The organism is Sphingomonas sp. CCH5-D11 (assembly GCF_001557395.1).
GTDB lineage: Bacteria > Pseudomonadota > Alphaproteobacteria > Sphingomonadales > Sphingomonadaceae > Sphingomonas.
In genome coordinates this window covers 16527-37215 of the sequence record NZ_LSKH01000087.1, presented here as the reverse complement: position 1 = coordinate 37215, position 20689 = coordinate 16527, and the positions used below count along the sequence as shown (strand labels likewise).

Annotated in this window: 16 protein-coding genes; 5 read left to right on the top strand and 11 right to left on the bottom strand. The window is 63.8% G+C overall.

The genetic code is table 11. The annotated features are described in order from the left end of the window. Positions 1 to 274 precede the first annotated feature (274 nt). Positions 275 to 937, top strand: a complete 663-nt coding sequence (locus tag AX702_RS05680; protein ID WP_231731740.1) for a DUF2189 domain-containing protein — start codon at positions 275 to 277, stop codon at positions 935 to 937. Between the two features lie 131 nt (positions 938 to 1068). On the opposite strand, the gene AX702_RS21535 is transcribed toward AX702_RS05680, so the two are convergent. From AX702_RS21535 to AX702_RS05650, 7 genes are all read right to left on the bottom strand, one after another. Next, positions 1069 to 1377 (bottom strand): helix-turn-helix domain-containing protein, encoded by a 309-nt coding sequence (locus tag AX702_RS21535; protein WP_082745997.1) that lies wholly within the window; start codon positions 1375 to 1377, stop codon positions 1069 to 1071. Between the two features lie 32 nt (positions 1378 to 1409). Next, the gene (locus AX702_RS05675; protein WP_066777290.1) at positions 1410 to 2543 is read right to left on the bottom strand and encodes a hypothetical protein; all 1134 of its coding nucleotides are present in this window, start codon (positions 2541 to 2543) and stop codon (positions 1410 to 1412) included. Positions 2544 to 2579: 36 nt separating this feature from the next. Beyond that, a complete protein-coding gene (locus tag AX702_RS05670; protein WP_066777287.1) occupies positions 2580 to 4307 on the bottom strand; it encodes a hypothetical protein in 1728 nt (575 codons plus the stop codon). Further along, a complete protein-coding gene (locus tag AX702_RS05665; RefSeq protein WP_156455372.1) occupies positions 4308 to 5648 on the bottom strand; it encodes a hypothetical protein in 1341 nt (446 codons plus the stop codon). It abuts the gene before it with no gap. Beyond that, the gene (locus AX702_RS21995; protein WP_156455371.1) at positions 5645 to 6499 is read right to left on the bottom strand and encodes a hypothetical protein; all 855 of its coding nucleotides are present in this window, start codon (positions 6497 to 6499) and stop codon (positions 5645 to 5647) included. Before AX702_RS21995 ends, AX702_RS05665 begins: the two co-directional genes overlap by 4 nt. Positions 6500 to 6582: 83 nt before the next feature. After that, positions 6583 to 7506, bottom strand: coding sequence for a hypothetical protein (locus AX702_RS05655; protein WP_066777278.1), 924 nt, complete (start codon positions 7504 to 7506; stop codon positions 6583 to 6585). Positions 7507 to 7792: 286 nt separating this feature from the next. Continuing rightward, on the bottom strand, positions 7793 to 9199 hold the full coding sequence (locus tag AX702_RS05650; protein WP_156455370.1) for an amino acid permease: 1407 nt from the start codon (positions 9197 to 9199) through the stop codon (positions 7793 to 7795). A 358-nt stretch (positions 9200 to 9557) separates the two neighbouring features. Here AX702_RS05650 and AX702_RS05645 point away from each other — a divergent pair, with 358 nt between their 5' ends. Then, positions 9558 to 10364, top strand: a complete 807-nt coding sequence (locus tag AX702_RS05645; RefSeq protein ID WP_066777269.1) for an acyl-CoA thioesterase — start codon at positions 9558 to 9560, stop codon at positions 10362 to 10364. A gap of 172 nt (positions 10365 to 10536) precedes the next feature. Here the strand turns inward: AX702_RS05645 and AX702_RS05640 are convergent, their stop codons facing one another. From AX702_RS05640 to AX702_RS05630, 3 genes are all read right to left on the bottom strand, one after another. Further along, a complete protein-coding gene (locus tag AX702_RS05640) occupies positions 10537 to 11331 on the bottom strand; it encodes a TerC family protein (protein WP_066777268.1) in 795 nt (264 codons plus the stop codon). Between the two features lie 163 nt (positions 11332 to 11494). Beyond that, positions 11495 to 12373 carry a hypothetical protein gene (locus AX702_RS05635; protein WP_066777266.1) on the bottom strand — a complete coding sequence of 293 codons (879 nt, stop codon included), beginning with the start codon at positions 12371 to 12373 and terminating at the stop codon, positions 11495 to 11497. Next, the gene (locus AX702_RS05630; RefSeq protein ID WP_066777264.1) at positions 12370 to 13464 is read right to left on the bottom strand and encodes an acyltransferase family protein; all 1095 of its coding nucleotides are present in this window, start codon (positions 13462 to 13464) and stop codon (positions 12370 to 12372) included. Before AX702_RS05630 ends, AX702_RS05635 begins: the two co-directional genes overlap by 4 nt. A gap of 147 nt (positions 13465 to 13611) precedes the next feature. Here AX702_RS05630 and AX702_RS05625 point away from each other — a divergent pair, with 147 nt between their 5' ends. Then, positions 13612 to 14709 carry an NADH:flavin oxidoreductase gene (locus AX702_RS05625; protein ID WP_066777262.1) on the top strand — a complete coding sequence of 366 codons (1098 nt, stop codon included), beginning with the start codon at positions 13612 to 13614 and terminating at the stop codon, positions 14707 to 14709. Positions 14710 to 14749: 40 nt separating this feature from the next. On the opposite strand, the gene AX702_RS05620 is transcribed toward AX702_RS05625, so the two are convergent. After that, positions 14750 to 15571 carry an IclR family transcriptional regulator domain-containing protein gene (locus AX702_RS05620; RefSeq protein ID WP_177178965.1) on the bottom strand — a complete coding sequence of 274 codons (822 nt, stop codon included), beginning with the start codon at positions 15569 to 15571 and terminating at the stop codon, positions 14750 to 14752. A gap of 248 nt (positions 15572 to 15819) precedes the next feature. Between AX702_RS05620 and AX702_RS05615 the strand changes: the two genes are divergently transcribed. Further along, a complete protein-coding gene (locus tag AX702_RS05615; protein ID WP_066777260.1) occupies positions 15820 to 17547 on the top strand; it encodes a hypothetical protein in 1728 nt (575 codons plus the stop codon). Between the two features lie 147 nt (positions 17548 to 17694). Next, on the top strand, positions 17695 to 20676 hold the full coding sequence (locus AX702_RS05610; protein WP_066777258.1) for a TonB-dependent receptor domain-containing protein: 2982 nt from the start codon (positions 17695 to 17697) through the stop codon (positions 20674 to 20676). Positions 20677 to 20689: the final 13 nt, after the last annotated feature.

The following is a 20689-nucleotide window of genomic DNA, read 5'->3' as shown; positions in this document are numbered from 1 at the left end:
TGACAGCAATAATCCGATCTGTCCGGACTCGAAAGCGCGCGCGTTGAGGTGTATACAGGCGCCATCGCCACCGAAGGTGCCGCGAGCATGATGGCGACAGAGGGATGAGACCCCCGCTTGCAGAGCGCGAGTGTCTGCCATGATCAGAGCCACCGTTCATTCGACTCATACGAGCGACACGGCTGAACTGCCCGGCGTACGGACGATCGCACCTGCCGATCTACGTCGCGCGTTGCGGCTGGGCTGGGAAGACTTTCTCGCCAAGCGGGGCGACGTGCTGTTCGTCGGCGTCTTGTATCCGCTTATCGGCCTGTTTGTCGCGGCAGTGACGCTGGAAGGCGCCTTGCTCCCCTTGTTTTTCCCGCTGGTCGCGGGATTGTCCATTGTCGGTCCTTTGGTCGCAGCCGGCTTTTATGAGATCGCGAAACGGCGCGCAGAAGGGGAGGAAGCCGGCTGGTCCCACTTCCTGGATCCGCTTCGACCGGCGCGACGGCACGGCATCCTTGCGATTGGGGCGATGCTGATCATGCTTTTCTTCGCGTGGCTGTTGATCGCGTGGACATTGTATCAAGCCACGCTGGGCCGGCTGGAGCCTCGCGGTCTGGGCGGGTTCTTACATGCTCTGTTCACCACGCCGGAAGGGTGGACGCTAATCGTGCTCGGCAATGCGGTCGGCGCCTGTATCGCGGCACTGACGCTTGCGCTGACCGTCGTGTCCGTGCCGATGGTGGTGGACAAACCCGTTAGTGGAATAACCGCCGTGCGAACCTCGATCCGCGCCGTCTCGGCAAACCCGATGGCGATGAGCCGTTGGGGCTTGATGGTGGCGCTCATCCTCGCGGCAGCCTGTATCCCGTTATTTGTGAGTCTGGCCGTGGCACTCCCGGTCCTCGGCTATGCCACATGGCACCTCTACGACATGCTGGTTGAACGCTGACCGAAGGCTGCGTGCCGCTAAATGCCGGTGCGTGCCGGTGGCGCCTTGTTCAAGTTCGAGTTCTTCGAGTGCATGCCGCAACCCGCCTGTGAGCCTGGATCATGTCGGTCGGCCGCATCCTTTGGTGTGCCTCACAACCGTGTGCACGTAATCACAAGTCGGCAAAGCTCGATGCGGCCGTTGATGTCCAGCTTCGCGAAGATCCGCCGCAAGTGCGTGGAAACTGTCCAGTGGCTGATCCCCAGATGAATCGCCACCGCCTTGTTGGAAAGTCCGCGCGCGACCATGTCAGCGATCTCACGCTCGCGGGGAGAAAGAGCATCCAGCGACGTGAGCGAGGGAGCCCCGAGCGGTAGCCCTGCGGGGCTCCACGGCGATCGTTCAGGCGCGGGCCACGGCTCGAACCGCTCCTGCCCTGAAAAGTGGATACCGGACCGCATCTAGCTTCCCCAGCCGCCTGTTCGCAGCCCTGTTAAGGCACTCTCCGCGACGCCCGCGCCGCCGGCCTGAACGTGACCACATTGTCCCGCAATGCACCTGGCTGGTTTCGCAGCCCCAGCGACTCCGCGCTGGTCAGCCAATCGTCGCACGCGTCGACGATCGCCTCCAGCAAGGATTCGAAGTCGATCCTCACCGTGTTGAGAAGATAGTCCTCGGCCAGCCAGCGCAGGATCTCGCGTCCGGTGACAGCCATTCGGCTGCGCTGCGAGGTGACCGGGATCTCCTTCAGGTAGCGCTTCATGATTTCTTCCAGCGCGTCCCAGGCATTGTCGGCGCCGAAAAGATTGATCACGTCGTTCGACCCTAGAATGTCGAAGGCTTCCTGCAGCAGCGTCATCACCTCGCTGCGAAGCACGGCCACGTGGCCGTATGAAACCTGCTTAAGATTGTGTCTGAGGTCCAGCCCGGATCGGCGCACCACCGCCATGCTACCGAAGGTTTCCCGTCCGCCATCGGGGCGGAGAACCTCGGACACCCTTTTGTCCTCGAAAAAGCGGGAGACGTGCTGGCAGAAGGTGCTGAGCAGCGCGTGAAAGGCGGTATTGGGTTCTGCGCCATCCGGTGGGAGGGACTCGGTATATCCGAAGACCTTGCGGTACACGGAGCGGCGCTCGCGCTGCGTGTAACGCAGTACGCGCTTGCGATCGAATTGGTAGAGCGAGAGCGCTCCCGGCCCGTCCGACAGCCGCACCTCCCCCGACTGGAAAAGCTGCTGCAGCTTCAGCACGCCTCGGAACACCCCCGCCCGCTCATGCTGATAGATGTAATAGAGGTCGGCAACCGCGGTCAGCCGATCGCGGCTGATCTGATCATCATAGGTAGGGACGAGCGGCGCCGGCCTCACCTCATCCAGTCGGGACGCGACACGATCGCCAAGGCCGATCAGGCTGGCGAGCCCGCCATCGTCTTCGGGAACGCCGGGAACCGTTTTCAGGGCATCCATCAGCAGCGTTTCCGCATCGCTGATATATTGGTTGATGAGCTCTGCCTGCGCAGGCGTCTTCGCCAACTCGTCTCGGGCGTCACGAACCATCGTGGCGCGAAGAGCCTGCAGTTTCGCGAGCAGGTCGTTCAGCTCACCTAGGGTTTGCGGATGGTCGGCCATGGTGTGCGGCTCCGGTTCGAGAACAACGCATGAAGATCAATCCTGGCTGTCGCTTGCCTGCTTTCCAGCGAGGATCCGGGCTTGCTCGCCAGCCGAGTTGAGGTAGCCGGCAAGCTCAAGCAGTTGGATTCGGGGCAAGGGGCGGGACAGCCCGAGACGGCGACTTTCGGCGAAGCGGCCCGCCGCTTCCGACAGGCTTTGCAACTCGCCAGCGAGCAATCGCGCGTGATTGCGCCGCAGTGTCGCCGCGCGGTGTTCGGCGTCCGCATAGGGAAGCGCCGTTGAACGGACCCAACGGATGAACTGGCCAATCGAGAGGCGCACGGTGCCACCGTCCTCGCTTTCGGGTTCTAATTGCACGTCCTGTTCGGGAATGTCCGTGCCGGATTGCTCCAGATAGGCCTCGAGTTGATCCACCGAGGTCAGCGCAGCGGTGAGCAGTTCCTCCAGCCGCGCTGCCGCTACGCCCAATTGCGGGCTGTTCCGACTGGCGGTCAGACGCTTGCAGATCGACTCCTGTAGCGAGATGAGGTTCGCCAGTTCGGTGCGAACTTCTTCATCGCGCACCACGCTGGTGGGGGCGCAAAGTTCGTTGTCCCGGAAGCCGGTCATGAGATCGACTTGCTTTTCCACACTTTCTGCCGCGGCAAGCGCGTCGGAGAGGCAGGGTCGGGCAGTACCGTCGATCTCGATGATCTCCGCATTGTCGAGATAGTCGCCGATCGCCTGATTGAGCCGGCGCAACTGGAAACGGGCGCGCGGCGGGTTCACGCCCATCGGGTCTCGAGCGGTTTCCACAAGCGCATCGAGTTCGGCCCGGATGATCTCCCGTTCGATTGGCCCCTCCAATCTTGGAGATGCGAGCTGGAAGCGGGCCATGCTGGGCAGGCGATCAAGGATGCCCAGGAGCGCATCGGCCTCTGCCCGCAACAGGTTTGCGTTGACCAGGCCTCGACCGCGCAGAAGCTGGCTTGAGCCATAGGTGTCCCGGCTGAACGGCTGAGGGGCGGTGCGCTGGTAGATCCGATTGCCGTCTCGTTCGCGCGAGCTGAAATTGCGCGAAAGCGCCTCTACCAGGCGCGTGCGCGCGGCATCCGGGTTGCTGCCGGAGGACAGCTGAACACCGTCATGCGGCAATCCGATGGCATCGAGCGTCGCCGACATCTGATCGGAGACGGTATCGAACCGGCGCCCGGATGTGCGGCCGATCGCTGCCGATCCCCCGCCGAGCAGCGCCACCGCCGCGGCGATCTCACTCATGTCGCTGAATTGCCGCCCGACGGGATCGTCCGTGGTGCTCATGACATATGCCTCCTTCACATCCAGGCCAGGCGAGACCGCCACGATCGTTTCGGCCAGTTCTCCGCAGCTCTTCTGCAGCGCCTCGAAATAACGCTCGGTCAAAGACCATAGCGCCGCGTTCTGGCCCGCTGCTCCTTCACCCTGAAGTTCCCGGTCCAGATCATCGGAATTGTCGCGATTGAGCACGCCGTCCCGAAGCACGTCGCACAATTCCACCGCGTGGCTGACGGCTGCGCCTGGCTGGTGCTCGGTCAGGGCAGCGATTGCCTCTGATCCGCGCCGTTCCGCCACCCGCAACGCCTCGATCAGATTGGTAAGGAGCCGCGTTTCGCCCCGATGACGTAGCTTGCCGATCGGCAAGCGCGCCTGCCGGATCTGCCGCAACGTGGTTTCAAGCACGTCGCGGAAGCCGGATAGTGGCAGATCATGCGGCTCTCGCCGGGATGTGGAGGCGGCGATCATTCACCCTCTCCCCAAAGCGGCGTAGAAATTGCGGGCGAGCACGTCCGGCGGCGTCTTGGCCCAGGCGAGCGCCTGGCGCACGGCGGCGATCAGGAACCGCTCCGGCAAGACGCCCGTGTCCATTCCCACCTGCAGCCGCTCCGCTGCCTCCCGTACCAGCGAGGCGTGCTTCGGTTCGAAGCGGACGACGTTGCACAATGCCTTGCCGCCATATTGATCGAAACGCTGAAAGCAGATGGCGTCGAGTACCGCGTCGATCTGTTCGTCAAGCCGCGCACGAACCCAGGCGGGCACCGGCTCCCACGCAGCGCGCGGGTACAAGGCGTCCCAGGCGCGGCGGAACGCGCGGGCGTCTCCCCCGAAGCCGATGCGCTCCAACAATCGCAGGCCGAGCGGCACGCGAATGATTGGCGTCGGATGAACTGCTTCGTCGTTCCATGCCGCGCTGGATTCGCGCGACCGCCCCACCACATCCATCAGCGAGCCGACGTAAGCGGGGCCGATCAGCAGCACCCCGGCGAGATCGGCATAGGTCTCCTTGTGCCAGCGCTGCCACACGGCGGCATTGCGGGGCGGCAAGCCCTTACGCTTGAACTGCGCACCGATGCGATCGGGCATCACCTCCCACAGTCCGAGATCACTCTGGAGGTTATGGGCCACCTCGTGCGGGACGGCGCCAAGCGACCACGGATTCAGCAGCCGGTGATAGGGTATCTTCACTAAAGGAAACGGGTTTGGCTGCCGGCCGAGCCGGGCCAGCCGGACACCCCGTCGGAATGTCGCGGGTCCGAAGCCGGTCTCCATGTAGGAGAACGGCGAGGGGGAGGGGATGGAGCGGGCTCGACCAAGGCCGAGATAGACCGCTTGGTAGCAGTCGAGAGCCACCCGATCGAGGGCGCCTAGCCAGGCGGCAAACGGGCCGGTCCGTTGACCGAACATATTCAGGTAAAATTCCCAGACCTGCTCGGTTTCGCGCGCCAGAGTCTCGCTGCGTTCCTTCACGGTCAGGAGCGTAGCGCGGGCGGCATCACCGCCTCTCAGTACGTCGCGGGCCTGGAGCGCCAGCTTGCGCTCCTCACGTTCCTGACGGAGCCGTGCGGCACCGATCATGCGATTAACAGCATCGAGATGGGCGGCACTGGGGGAGGATGGGCCGGAGCCAAACTCACCGGGCCTGAATGGGCGCAGGCCATCCAAATAGCGGCGCGAGTTCACCGCCGTCCGCCAGGCGAAATAGGTGAGAGCTGCAGGCGGATCGGCAGGACTGAGCGTCGCACTCGTCGGTGCGATCACGCCGGCCGCATCCGGTTTGCTGCTGCGGAGGGCGGCCATGCTGGTCACGACGCCAATCCCCAGCGCAGCGACTGTTGCCCGGTATTCTCATCCAACCGGCGTGGTTCAGACTCCTGCTCGCGCATCGCCGAGGTGGCGGACAGGAACTGACTGATCAGTTTGGCAGCAGCCTCGATCGCCGGCGGGTCAATGATGCCGGCCCGGTTCGCAGCCACGGCGAGCGCGGAGGCGATGGCCGCGTTCACGACCGTGTCAGTCAGCGGGGATGATCCGTCTGCGTCTCCCAGCAGCTTGCCCATGGTTTGCACAAAGTCGCTCGCCGCGACGGAGATGACGAGTGCGATCAAGCGAAGCGGATAACCTCGGCGCACCAGGGTGGTCTCCACCCCCTTGCGAAACGCGGAGGGCGCCACGCGCCGATAACGGACCAGGAGCGCGCGACGGTGTTCGCGCTTGCTCTGCGCGGCACGGCTGCGCATTTGAGCGCGACTTGTCCGCAGCCGATCTACCCGAATCCGTTCACGAGAAGGGGCAAGTCCGGCCCGGCGACGCGCGCCGGGCCTGAGTTCGCCGTCAGATTGACCGGACATTTGAGACGGCAGTTCGGCGTTGGCTTTCCCTTTAGGCGGACGTGCCGGCCCGATGCCCGGCAGCGTGTCCGTCCGGCCGGGCCGGGTGGCGAGCAACTGGCGGCTGTGGTTCAACATGCCGGCTACGCGAGCCAGAGCTTGCCGCCGTCCACCGTCCAGAAGGTGCATGAAGGGAAGGACAGCGCCAAATCTTCCCTGTAGCTTGGCGACGAAGTTGCCCTGCACCTCGCGCGTGGCGGCAAGCTGCCGCGCCGCATATTGCCGCGGTGTAACGGCCGCTACCGTAGCCGCGTAATGCTGGGCGTTCACCAGGGCGAGCCCCGCGTCGCTTACCAGTCGGTCGACATCCTCGACTCTCACGGCTCGTCTCCCCAGTTGGGGGTGGGAGGAGTTTAGAAGAAACGCTCCGCAGCAGCCACGGCTTTCTTGTCAATGCCGCGCTTTTTCGCCGCATTGTCCGCCAGCGCCTTTGCGATCACCTGGGGGTTGGAAAGCGTGCGGCTGGCGTGGCGTGCCATCACGCGAACGGCCGTGCGTGGAGTTACGGGGCGACCGGATTGGACCTTCCGGGTCAGCGTTGCCACCGTCTTCTTCTGGATGGTCGGAAGGGTGCGGATCAGCGCCTTGGCCCTGGGATCACGGCTGGTGGCAAGGCGCCGCGCCACATCGCTTCCGGCCTTGGCCAGCACGGGCATCACGGCCTTCACCGGAAGTGGCGCTCTGCTCGCGATGGTCACGGTGAGTGCCGAGCCAAGGGCGCTGGCATCCAGCGGTGTGGATCTGGCAGCCGCGGCAGCCATCGCCTCGGAAAGCTGATCGTCGGTCGCCGGGACGCGGACGGGAGCGTTCAGCTCATCCTCGGTCTCGCCCTCATCCTCCGCCTCCATGTTCTTGACGAAGCCGCCGAGCTTGCCGCCGATGGCCGCGCCGGCCGGTCCGCCCAATGCGCCGCCGATGACACTACCGATGGCGGGGGCAAACTTCTTGGCGATCGGGGCGACAACCTTTGCGGCCTTTTTCGCCGCATTCCAGATCTTGCCGAAAAACGGGTCGCCTTCCATGTCTCCGAACTGATCGAATTGGTCGAACGGCTCGAATTGGTCGAAGCTTTCTCCCTCCCAAGCTTCCTGGTCGAACCCGTCAAAGCCATCGAAGCCGTCGCTGCTGCTGCCGCCGACAAGCGCTTCATACTCGGCCAGTCCGCCGTTTGCCCCGGCGCCGGTCTCGCTCTCGGCCTGCATGAAGCCGTACCCGTCCGCTTCGTTCAGCTCAAAGGGATCGGTCTCCATTTCGCCATATGTCTGGGTTTCGTACATGGTCTGGGCTCCTCCGCGCGATACGGCTTGAGCTTGGGAGCCGGACCCCTCTGGTCGACTCCAAAGTCACGCGGGAGGATCGCTCCGCATACCTGATCTGATCTAGTCGCACCGACCAACTACCCCGCTTATGGTAGCTCATCCATGCTATAGGGCATGAACGCCCGCGACGTCCGGCGTCGCGGCGCGGTTCCTCAGTAGGACGTTTCGAGGGTGCGAAAAGTCCCGCCGCTTCCGGCGGGAACTCTCGCGTTTTCAATAGCATTCCTTTGCTTCGGTTGGGCGCTCAGCCACGTGTTCCGGCTACGCTGCCGCGACGGCCGATCGTGAAGTAGATCACCAGGCCGGCGACCTGCGCCACGGCGAAGTAGATCTGCGTGGTGCGGGGCAAGCTGTAGAAGAGGTAAGCACAGCCGAAGATCGCGATGGCGCCCACCAGCGCGGCGGCTGGCACGCGGAACTTGCGCTCGGCCTCCGGTGCACGCCGCCGCATGATGAGCATGCAACCGGCGACCGCGCCGAACGCCACGAGCGTGCCTGCGTTAGCCAAGGCGGCAAGCTCGTTCAGCGGGATGAGACCGGCAAGCACGGCCACGATCGCTGCGGTGAACAAGGTGACTCGCGTGGGTGATCCGCGCTCCGACACCCTCGCCAGGCTTTGCGGAAGAAGTCCGTCGCGCGCCATGACGAAGAAGATGCGGCTTTGCCCGTAGAAGAAGGCGAGGATCACGGTGGGAAGGGCGATCACGGCGGAAATGGCGAGATAGCGCGCCGCCCAAGGGTGCTGGAGTTCGCGCAGGATCAGCGCCAGCGGTTCCGGGCTGTTAGCGAAGGACGTATAGGCAAGCGCGCCGATCGCCGCGGCGGCAACCGCCATGTAGATCAAGACGCAGATCACCATGGAGCCGACAATCCCGATCGAAAGATCACGGCTGGGGTTCTTGGTTTCCTCCGCCGCGGTTGCGATCGCATCAAAGCCGTAGAACGCGAAGAAGATGATCGCCGCGGCGGCCATGACGCCTCGCTCAACTCTATCGGCGGACATCGCCTTGCCGAAGCCAAAGGGCATGAACGGATCGAAGTTCGCGCTGTTGAATGCGGGGAGCGTCACGGCCACGAACACGACGAGCGCGACAAGCTTCACCAGCACCAGCACCGCATTCAGCGTCGCACTTTCGCGCGTGCCAAGGATCAGCAGCCCGGCAACGACAAAGATGATCACGACGGCGGGGATGTTCACGATCCCGCCGATCTCCGGCCCCTGCATCAGCGCCATCGGGACGCCGAACGCCTCGTGTAACAGGGGAGCGGCATAGCCGGACCAGCCAACCGCGACTGCGCTGACGACCAGTGAATATTCCAGGATCAGGCTCCAGCCGACCACCCAGGCGAACAGTTCACCAACCACGACATAGGAATAGGTATAGGCGCTGCCCGAGGCGGGGATCATCGTCGCCATTTCGGCATAGGCGAGGGCAGCGCAGGCGCAGATCAGGCCGGCTATGACGAATGACAGGATGACGCTGGGGCCGGCCTTGTCGGCGCCAACGCCGATCAGCGTGAGAATGCCCGTGCCGACGATCGCACCGACGCCAAGCGCGATTAGATGTGGCCATGACAGGCTCTGCGTTAGACGATGTTCCGGCTTCACATCCTCGTGTGACACAGCCGATTTTCGGGAATTCCAGCTCACTATATTCTCCCCGTTCGATCGCGCTGATCGTCGATCCTGATGTCCATGCGCATGTTTTCAGGCCCGGTCCGCACCGCAGCACGCGTGCGAGCTTCGGTCATGGACGGCGACGACGCAACGAAAGCCCCTCTTGCGCGGCCCGCCTGACGGCAGCGGATCCGCTCCATGCGGTAAGTCGGCGATTGGCCTCGCTGTCAAATTCTTTGGGTGATCAGGACGATGAGGCAATGCCATAGCGTTCCACGCTGTAATGTCGCGGGTGACGATCTTCCGGCCCCGGCTGCGCGCGTAGCAGCGCTATGCAGAGCAGCAAGTGAGCTGTCTGGACAGCCGCCTGCTAACCTGTGAACGCAGAGGAATGACCGAACAATTCCTCGACGTGCAGCAAACACCCGATGCTGGAGTGTTTCGACTTCACATCACGAAGCAGATTTGCGTCGGCCCGCCTGGCAATGTCTTCATGTTCGGCGGCGTTGGCCTTGGCGCCGCGACCATTGCCGCGGAGCGCGCCACCGGGCGGAAGGTGATTTGGTCCAGCGCGCAGTTCATCTCCTATGCACGCGTCGGCGACACGCTTGACCTGACGGTGGAGGTCCTGTCCGCCGGCCGCAACGTCAGCCAGGTTCGGGTACTTGGCACCGACGCGGGCAAGCTGGTGCTCACCGTCAATGCGGCGCTTGGGGACCGGGAGGGCCTGCCTGACGGGCAATGGATAACACCGCCCGACATGCCGCGACCGGAGGATTGCAAGCCGCGGCCGCTGTGGCCCGTGCAGGATGCGGCGCTGATGGATCGGCTGGACGTGCGGCTGGCGCCCGGGCGCTATGGCGCGGGGCCGCTCGACGGAACGCCCTCCAGTGACGGGCGCATGGTGGTGTGGATCCGCACGAAGGAGAATGCACCGGTCGATACCAGCCTGCTCGCGATTTTTGCCGACTTCGTGCCATCGGGCCTGGCATCCGCGTTTGGGCGGCGCGGCGGCGGCAACAGTCTCGACAACACCTTACGGATCGCACGGATCGTGCCGACGGAATGGGTGCTTTGCGACGTCAGGATCAGTGCCGCGAGCCGCGGCTTTGGGCATGGGGCGATCCATATGTTCGCCGAGGATGGAACGATGATGGCAAGCGGCAGCCAGTCAGCGATCCTGCGCTTCATGGACTGAGCTGCTCGCCCTTTCACCGGGGTGAGAGCGGCCGACAAGGTCGTGCGGGCGGCCCGTTTCGGCCGCCTTTCGGCGCAGATCGGCCTCAACCGGAACCTGCCCGGCCATTTCCTTCAGCCGTGGTCTTGGACAGGCTGAGGACGGACGAGGCAGGTAGTTCAGGCGACCGGGATCAAGCCCCGGGACCGCTCGATTTCCGGTGCTGCGCCCGCCGCGCGAGGATGTTGAGAAATTCGACCAGCACCGAAAACCCCATCGCCGCGTAGATATATCCCTTTGGCACGTGAACGCCGAAACCATCGGCAATCAGAACCGCGCCGATCATCAGAAGAAAGCCGAGCGCGAGCATCACCACCGTCGGATTGCGGGCGATGAAGTTCGCCAGCGGGTCGGCGGCGAGGACCATGGCGCCGACCGCGGTCAGCACGGCGATCACCATCACCGCCAGATTGTCCGTCATCCCGACAGCGGTGAGGATGGAGTCGATCGAGAACACCATGTCGAGCAGCACGATCTGCACCAGCGCGGACCCGAAGGTGATCGCGGCCGCCTGCTTCTTGTCCAACAGGTCGTCGCTGGGGGTCGCGTCCACGTTGTGATGGATCTCCTTGGTTGCCTTCCAGATCAGGAACAGGCCGCCGGCCACCAGGATCAAGTCTCGCCAGGAGAATGCGGTCTCGAAGGCAGGCTGACCATAATCGTTCAGCGGGCCGCGCAGCCCGAGATCGAAGACGACGGCGGTCAGGCCGACCAGCCAGGCGATCATCGACAGCAGGATCAGGCGCATGGCCAGTGCGAGGCCGATGCCGATCCGCCGTGCCCGCGTACGCTGTTCCTCCGGCAGCTTGTTCGAGAGGATGGAAATGAAGACGAGATTGTCGATGCCCAGCACGACTTCCATCACCACCAGCGCGACCAGAGCGGCCCATGCCGTGGGATCGGAAAAGAGCGCCAGCAGACTTTCCATCGCATATTCCTCTCCATTCCGGCCAGCCGACCCTGACGATGACGTGGCGGCTGCGTAACAATAATCCGGACGGAGGCTTTAGTTTCCCCGGCAGCTGATCCGGGAGTGCGGATGCCTGAACCGTTGGCTTGCAGGAGCGTGCGACTGCCGCCCCCGCCGTCGTTCAGCGCATCGTGACCGACCATTGGTCAACCGAGAGGCTTCCCAGGCCGCGCACCGGCTCGACGCCGATCGCCAGGCCAGACATCCACTCGTCGCCGCTGATCTTTCCCTTTTGCCGCAGCCATTCGAGCGCCGGGAGCATATCGAGCGTGCCGCTGCGGAGATCCTCGGACTTCTCGGGCGCGAACATGCAGAACTTTTCCGCCATCCGCACCATCCAGCGGCGCTTCTGCGCATCAACGAACACACCGACCGGGGCGGACCGCTCGAAAAAGGCGCGGGTGCTGGCAGGCATGTGGAGGAACCAGCCGACCTCGATCACCTTAGCATTCACATCCGTGGTGCTTGAACGAAGATAGAATTCGGTCAGGACGTTGCCGTCGCCGAACCGGTTTTCCATGGTCCAGGCAAAGCGCTGACGAAGCTCGCGAAGGTCGCGCATCCGGATTTGCGGCAACGGCCGCTCCGGCTCGCCGCCATCGTAATTGCCGTACATGACCGCATCATAGCCCCAGACGCCCGGCCCGAAGCCGGCGCTGACCGGGGGCCAGCGCCAGTGAAAGGTCGTGTTCGCAGGAAAGCGATCGAGATCGACGACAAAGGAGTCGGCGTGCGGCGACCAGGGCTTCAACACGGTCACCATCTCACCACCCCATGGCTGGGCAAAGGCGAAATAGGAGCCCTTGGTGAACGGGGTTTTCGCAGGCACCACCACCTTGCCAGGGCCGGCATCAGGCCGCGTCGCCCAGACGAACACGCCAAAGGCAAGAAGCAGGAGTGCCGCGACCGCGAGCAGGATCTTGAGCCACTTCACGTTGAAATCCTGCGCGTTGCAATTGAAGCCGAACGCACCGCTATCGCCCCAGCGCGCGTGGATCAATCGGCGGTCGGCTTCATATCGGTGGTGCCGGGCGATCGCGACGGCGACCTTGGACCGCCAAGGAGCCGGCGAGCGGCGCGCGTGGCGGGAACCTCCACCCAGCGATAGGTCACGAAGCCGATGCCGATCGAGGCCGCCACGATCAGCGCGCCCAGCGGCATCGCCAGGTGCGGCGGAACCACGATCGGAATGAAGATGGCCAGCAGGAGCGGGTGCGTCAGGTACAGGCTGTAGCTGATGTCGCCCAGCGCCCCGAGCGGCCCGAAGCGGCGGCGGCCGAACAGCCGTTCCAGGATCACGCTGCCAAAGACGATCAGCACCGCGGGCGGCGCGAAGAACGCGACGCGGGGAAGCGGCGGATCGAGGAGCGCGAGCGCACCAAAGCCAAGGAGGACGGCAGCGAAACCGAGCGACGCCGGCGCGTGCATGATGCGGGCACGGCAATAGCCGATCACCATGCCCGCGACGAATTCCAGCGGGATCGGACTCGTCATCCGGGTCAGAAAAGCATGGTCGGACGGGACAAGCGGGCGAAGGCCGGTAATGACCACGAAGAGGACGGTCATCACGGCAATCCGCTTCGCAATCGGCAAGCGGATCAGCGCGGCAAAGACCAAGTAGAAGTAGATTTCATAGTTCAGGGTCCAGCCGGGGCCAAGGATGGGGCTGGTATCCTGCACGCGTTCATTGAAGTAGAAAATGAACAGAAAGGATTGGACGACTTCGCCGATCCCGGGAAGTTCTTTGCCGCGCACGGCGAGCACCGCCACCATCGCGAGCGTGGCGAGCCAATAAATCGGAACAACGCGGGCGATGCGGGAGGCGAGAAAACCGCGGGCAGTCACCGCGCGGTCGCTGGTCGACGCGACCATGACGAAGCCGCTGATGACAAAGAAGATGTCGACGCCCGCCGCAAGCCAGTGGGGGCGGCCCTGCTCGGTGATCAGGTTCAGATCATAACCGGCGTGATAGAGCAGCACCATCAGGGAAGCGATGCCGCGGAGATACTGGATGGAGTAAAAGACGCCCTGGTGATGACCGGGAGCGAACGGCGCGTGATCGACGCCCGCGCGCCCTGGTGGGAAGGTCATCAAGGATCTCCGAATGCGTGCTGGCGGCTTGTACCCGATCGGCAATGGCTGCCAAGATTATCGGTGAACCGGCCGATGCGCGCGAAGGGGCGAGGGCGCCTGCAAGTGTCACACCCCATATGGTAGTGCGCAACCGAATCTGAGGAGATGATCGTGGGCACAGACGAGCTGTTCGAACCGCTGACGCTGCCGCGCGGACCCGCCATGAAGAACCGCTTCATGCTGGCGCCGCTGACCAACCAGCAAAGTTTCGACGATGGGCGGCTTTCGCCGGAGGAGCAGCACTGGCTGACGATGCGGGCGAAGGGCGGCTTTGCCATCACGATGACGGCTGCGGCGCATGTTCAGGCGGTCGGGCAGGGGTTTGCCGGCCAGCTTGGCGTGTTCGACGACCGACATCTGGAGGGGCTGACCCGGCTGGCGGCGGCGATCCGCGCCGAAGGATCGATCTCGTCGGTACAATTGCATCATGCCGGCAACCGTTCTCCCAAGGAGCTGGTGGGAACGCCGGTATGTCCTTCGGATGACCCCGAAACCGGCGCGCGCGGACTGACGGGGGACGAAGTGGCGCAGCTGCGCGACGATTTCATCGCCGCCGCCAAGCGTTCGGAACAGGCGGGGTTCGACGGCGTGGAGATCCACGGCGCACACGGTTACATCCTGGCGCAGTTCCTGTCGGCCGAGATCAACAAGCGCGACGATCTTTATGGCGGCAGCCTGGAGAACCGTTCGCGCATCCTGTTCGAGATCATCGATGGCATTCGCGCGGCCTGCGGCAGTGACTTCCAGGTTGGTCTGCGGCTGTCACCGGAGCGTTTCGGCCTGAAGCTGGCCGAAATCCGTGATCTTGCGGCCGAACTGCTGCGGCAGGCGCAGATCGACTATCTCGACATGTCGCTGTGGGATGTCGCGAAGGAGCCGGTGGAGCCGGAATTCCAGGGCCGCTCGCTGATGAGCTATTTCACGGACCTGCCGCGCGGCGACGTTCGGCTGGGGGCGGCGGGCAAGGTGATGAGCGCGGCCGATGCACGCGGCGTTCTGGAGGCCGGCTGCGACTTCGTGGTGATCGGCCGGGGCGCGATCCTGCGGCACGACTTCCCCGAGCGCGTGCGGCGCGAGCACGACTATGTGTCGCCGGCGCTTCCCGTCACCGCGCAGCATCTGCTGGACGAGGGGCTGAGCCCGCAGTTCGTGACCTATATGCGCAACTGGAAGGGCTTTGTTGAAGAGGAAGCGGCGGCCTGAGCGTGGAAGGGCCGGTGCTGCCGTTCGCGGCGCCGGCCCGTCATTGCTGAAACCGCTCGTTGATGCTTCGCGCCGCGGTGCGCAGTTCCGGCACCAGCTTTTCGCGCATGTCCGCCACCGGAAAGCGCATGGACGGGCAGCAGGCATTCAGCGCGGCGATCACATGGCCGCTGGCGTCGTAGATCGGCACCGACAGCGACCGCACGCCAACCTCCAGTTCCTCATCGACCAGCGAATAGCCGAGCTCCCGCGTTTCGGCGATGATCGCGCGCAACTGCTTGACCGAGCTGACCGTGCTGGTGGTGTGCTTTTCCAGCTTCACGCGATCGAAATAGCGTTCAAGCGTCTCGTCGCTTTCGCCGGCCAGCAACACCCGGCCGGTCGACACCGCATAAGCGGGCAGGCGGTTGCCGATATTGATGCTGACCGAGATCACGCGATCGGGCGTGGATCGCGCGAGATAGGTGACATCGTCGCCGGTCAGCACGGCGGTGTAGATCGATTCCTGCGTCTTCTGCGACAGATCGTTCATCACCGGCTGAACGATGTCCAGAATGCCGACCGAGGACAGAGCGGAATAGCCGAGCTGCAACACCTTGGGCCGCAGCGAGAAGTGACGGTCGCGCTTTTCGGCATAGCCTTCACGCACGAGCGTGAGCAGCAGGCGCCGGGTGGTCGCCCGTGACATGCCGGTGACCTTGGCGACATCGCTCAGCGTCATCGACGGGGTGTCGCGCGTGAAGGCACAGATGACTTCCAGGCCGCGTGCCAGCGAGGCGACATAGTCCCGGTCGCCGTCTTCCGCCTCGTTCGGCAGGGACGCTTCATCATCCGCCATCTGGTCGCCTTCGCTGGCTGACATTGCGTACATCCTCCGGAATAGCTGCTGCGTGGCTAACGATCCGTTGCGGAAAAGCCGGATCAGGCCAAAGAATCAAGAACGCGGCCGCCGAGACCGAGGCCAGCAGCCATGATCCGGCAATGAGCGAATGTGTGCGCTATTGCAACGTCCGTTCGCTATGCGATCAAAATTCCGTTGACAATGATTTCAGGTACGTCACATTCAACGTGCGGCGGAGCGGGGAGCTAGCCGCGACAAGGGGATGTGACATGCGAAAGACGTTCGCAGTCGGCGCTGCATTGGCGGCGCTGACGATGGGAACGCATGCGTTGCATGCAGAGGATTTTCGGGTCGAGCTGTCGGCGCCGGGGGCGAAGGAGCCTGCCTATGAGGGCCGGGTGATCCTGGTGCTGGCGGCGGACGACAAGACGGAGCCGCGCTTTCAGGTCGACGCCAGCCACGACGCGGCGCAGGTGTTCGGCATCCAGGTCGAGGATTTCCGCAACGGGCAGGCCAAGGTGATCGGCACGGACGTGCTGGGCTATCCGGGCCGCAGCCTGTCCGACATTCCGGCGGGCACGTACAATGTGCAGGCCGTTCTGCATAAGTACGACACGTTCAAGCTGGGCAATGGCAAGGTGGTGAAGCTGCCCGCCGCGCGGGGCGCGGGGCAGAACTGGCGCAAGGAGCCGGGCAACATCATCAGCAAGCCGATCAAGGTGAACTTCGATCCGAAGCGCGCCGGTGAGATCAGGATCGCGCTGACCGACGTGATCGGCCCGGTCGAGGAGCCGAAGGACACCGAGTTCGTCCGTCATTTCAAGTTCAAGTCCGAGCGGCTGTCGAAATTCTGGGGCCGCGACGTCTATATGCGCGGCCACGTGCTGGTCCCGAAGGATTTCGACAAGCATCCCGAGGCCCGTTATCCCATCGCGATCTTCCACGGGCATTTTCCCGAGGATTTCGGCGGGTTTCGCACCACGCCGCCGGACGCGAACATCAAGTGCGCGCCGAACAAGCGCTTCATCAACGAGACCTGCTACGCCCGCACCGAGCAGCAGGAGGCGTATGGCTTCTACCAGAAATGGGTGTCGCCCGACTTCCCGCGGATGCTGATCGTCGAGATCGACCACTCGAACCCCTATTACGACGACAGCTATGCCGTGAATTCGGCGAACATCGGCCCCTATGGCGATGCGATCACGTATGATTTCATCCCGGCGCTGGAGAAGAAATTCCGCGGGATCGGCCAGGGCTGGGCACGGTTCCTGTACGGCGGGTCGACCGGCGGGTGGGAAGCATTGGCCGCGCAGGTCTTCTACCCCGACGAATATAATGGCGCCTTCGCCGCCTGCCCGGATCCGATCGATTTCCGGCAGACGATGGTCACGGACATCTACACGGACAAGAACGCCTATTTCTGGACCGGGCCGTTCGGGAAGGTCGCGAAGCCGGGCAAGCGCGATTACCTGGGCCATCTGTCGCACACGATCGAGGACGAGAACCGTCTGGAGCTGGTGCTGGGCGACAAGACGCGCTCGGGCGGCCAGTGGGACGTGTGGGAAGCGGTGTATTCGCCGATGGGCGAGGACGGTTATCCCAAGCGGATCTGGGACAAGGCCAGCGGCGAGATCGATCCCGCTGTCGCGACCTACTGGCGCGACAATTACGACATGCGTCACATCCTGGAACGTGACTGGCAGAAGCTTGCCCCCAAGTTGCAGGGCAAGATCCACATCTATGTCGGTGACATGGACAACTTCTATCTGAACAATGCCGTGTATCTGATGGAAGATTTCCTGAAGAAGGCACAGCCCGCTTATGGCGGGGAAATATTGTACGGCGATCGTGACGAACATTGCTGGAATGGTGATCCCACCCAGCCCAATTCCGTCGGGCGCCTCCGATACAATTGGATGTACGTGCCCAAGATCCTGAAGCGGATCGAGGCGGCGGCACCCAAGGGCGCTGACCTTACGAGCTGGCGGTACAAGTAAAAAGAACGGTTCGCCGCGCCGGCTGGGGAGCCGGCGACGTGCGGCATTCACTCGAAATCAGGGAGTTTGATGATGGCTAACAGGTCACACTTGCGTCGGTTGCTGCTCTGCTCCGCCGTGATGATAACCGGGGCGGCGATGCCGTCCATGGCGCAGGATATCCCGGCGGATAGCACCACCAGCAGCAGCACGGGTGACGCGGACATCGTGGTCACCGGTTCGCGCATCCGCTCGCCCAACCTCGAGAGCGTCAGCCCGGTGACGACCGTGGCGGCGGAGGAGTTCGCCGTACGCGGCACGGTGCGCACCGAGGACCTCGTCAACCAATTGCCGCAGGTGTTCGCGGCGCAGGGCGCGGCGAACTCCAACGAGGCGACCGGCACCGCGCAGGTCGACCTTCGCGGTCTCAGCCCGTCGCGCACGCTGGTGCTGATCAACGGGCGCCGACTGCCTTATGGTTCGCCCAAGAACATTCCGTCGGATCTCAATCAGGTGCCGACGCCGCTGATCCAGTCGGTCGAGGTGCTGACGGGCGGTGCATCAGCGGTGTACGGATCGGACGCGATCGCGGGCGTCGTGAACTTCAAGCTGATGGACAATTTCAGCGGCATCCGTTTCACCGGCAGCATCGCCGGCTTTCAGCACACCAACGACCGCGACGAGCTGCGCGACCTGCTGGACCGCAACAATGCCAACGTGCCGGGCGCGTATCTGAAGCCCGACAAGGGGATCTGGAACGGCTTCACAACCGAGCTGTCGGCCGTCGCCGGCGGCAACATCGGCGAGGGCCGTGGCAACGTCACCGCTTATGCGACCTATCGCAAGGTGAACCCGATCCTGCAGGCGGATTACGACTACAGCGCATGCGCACTCGGCGCGAGCGGACCGGGCGGGGCCGATTTCTCGTGCAGCGGATCGGCAACGAACGCCCCGGCGAACTTCACCAATGCGGGCGGCATCCCCGGCCTGCCCACGTCTTTCCGCGCGACGGGCGACAGCCAGTTCGTGCCCGGCACGCTGACGTACAATTTCGCGCCGTACAATTACTACCAGCGCCCGGACGAGCGCTACGCGCTGGGCGCGATGGCACATTACGAGGTGAACGAGAATTTCACCCCTTATATCGAAGCGTCGTTCATGGAGGACCGCTCCGTCGCGCAGATCGCGCCGGGCACCAACAGCGCCGGCATCACCGTGGGTGCGGGCAGCATCAGCGGCATCAACTGCGACAATCCCTTCCTGAGCGCGCAGCAGGCGAGCTTCCTGTGCACCAGCCGCGGGCTTTCCACCGGCAGCATCTATGACGCGTCGGGCAATTACGTCGGCCCGCAATCGGTGGCGCAGGGCGTGCTGGTGGCGCGTCGCAACGTGGAAGGCGGCAACCGCCAGGACGACATCCAGCACCAGAGCTATCGCATCGTGCTGGGCGCGCGTGGCGACATCGCCGGGCCGTTCAAATATGATGTGTACGGCATCTATTCGAAGGTGAGCTATCGCAGCCGCTTCTCGGGCGATGCGAACCGGCAGCGGACCGCGAACGCCTTCAACGCGGTGCGCAATTCCGCCGGCCAGATCGTCTGCGCGATCAACGCCGATGCAAACCCGAACAACAATGACGCGAACTGCTCGCCGCTCGACTATTTCGGGCCGCAGGCGAGCGCCGATGCCGTCGACTATGTCGCCGAGGTGAAGAGCATCACGGGCGATACCAACCTCGTCAACGTGGTGGCGGCCGTGGACGGTGACCTGGGCGAATGGGGGATCAAATCGCCGCTCGCCAACAGCGGCGTGGCCGTGGCGTTCGGTTACGAATTCCGCAAGAATTCGGTCGATTACCAGCCGGACGAAATCTACCAGGCGGCGGCCAGCCCCGAACTGCCGATCAACGGCTCGGTTTCGGTGAAGGAGTTCTTCGGCGAGTTGATCGTTCCGCTCGTCGAGCAGGTGCCGTTCGTGCAGAGCCTGTCGTTCGAAGGCGCCTATCGCTATTCGGATTATGACAGCGGGTTCAAGACGGACACCTACAAGCTTGGCCTGAACTGGTCCCCGGTCGATGATTTCCGTTTCCGTGGATCGTACCAGCGCGCCGTCCGCGCGCCGAACGTGATCGAGCTGTTTTCCAGCCAGCAGCTGTTCGAGGTGGAGCTGACGGAAAATGCCGACGGCTCCTATGATCCTTGCTCGGGCGCCAACCCGATCGCGACCCTTGAACAATGCGCACGCACCGGCGTGACCGCCGCGCAATATGGCAACATCGTCGACAATCCGGCCGGCCAGTTCAACTCGCTGATCGGCGGCAACCCGGACCTGGACCCGGAAACCGCCAAGACGCTGTCGCTGGGCGCCGTGTTCGAGCCGCGCTTCGTGCGGGGCCTGACCATCTCGGTCGATTATTTCGACATCGAGGTCGAGAACCTGGTCGGCAGCGTCAACCCGAACCTGTCGATCGCCAACTGCCTGGCGAATGGCGATCCCTATTTCTGCAGCCTGATCCAGCGCAGCCCGCAAAGCGGATCGCTGTGGCAGGGAGAGAACGGTTACTTCCGGCGCTTCAACGTCAACACCGGCTCGCTGCAGACCAAGGGTGTCGACGTGGTGGTCGATTACCGCATGAACCTGAACGACCTGGGGCTCAATGCCGGTCGCCTGAACTTCAACCTGGTTGGCACCTATCTCGACTCCTACAAGACGGTGCCGCTGCCCAATTCGCCCGAGAGCGACATCTATGAGTGCAAGGGCCTTTATGCCGGCCTGTGCGGTCGTCCGCGCCCGGAATGGCGCCACAAGTTCATGACCACCTGGGCACCGGCCGACCGGTTCAGCCTGACCGCGACGTGGCGCTACGTCTCGTCGGTGAAGATCGCGCAGACCAGCGACCAGCCGGCACTGACGGGCAGCTTCTCCGAAGTGAACCGCGAACTGGGCGCGCGCAGTTATTTCGACCTCGCGGCCTCGTTCGAGGTGCGCAAGGACTTCACCTTCCGCGCGGGCATCAACAACCTGTTCGACAAGGATCCGCCGCTGACCACCACCGCGGCGATCGAGGACGGCGGCAACGGCAACACCTATCCGCAATTCTACGATGCGACGGGACGGTACCTGTTCCTCAGCGCATCGGTTGGCTTCTGAGGAAACATTGCCA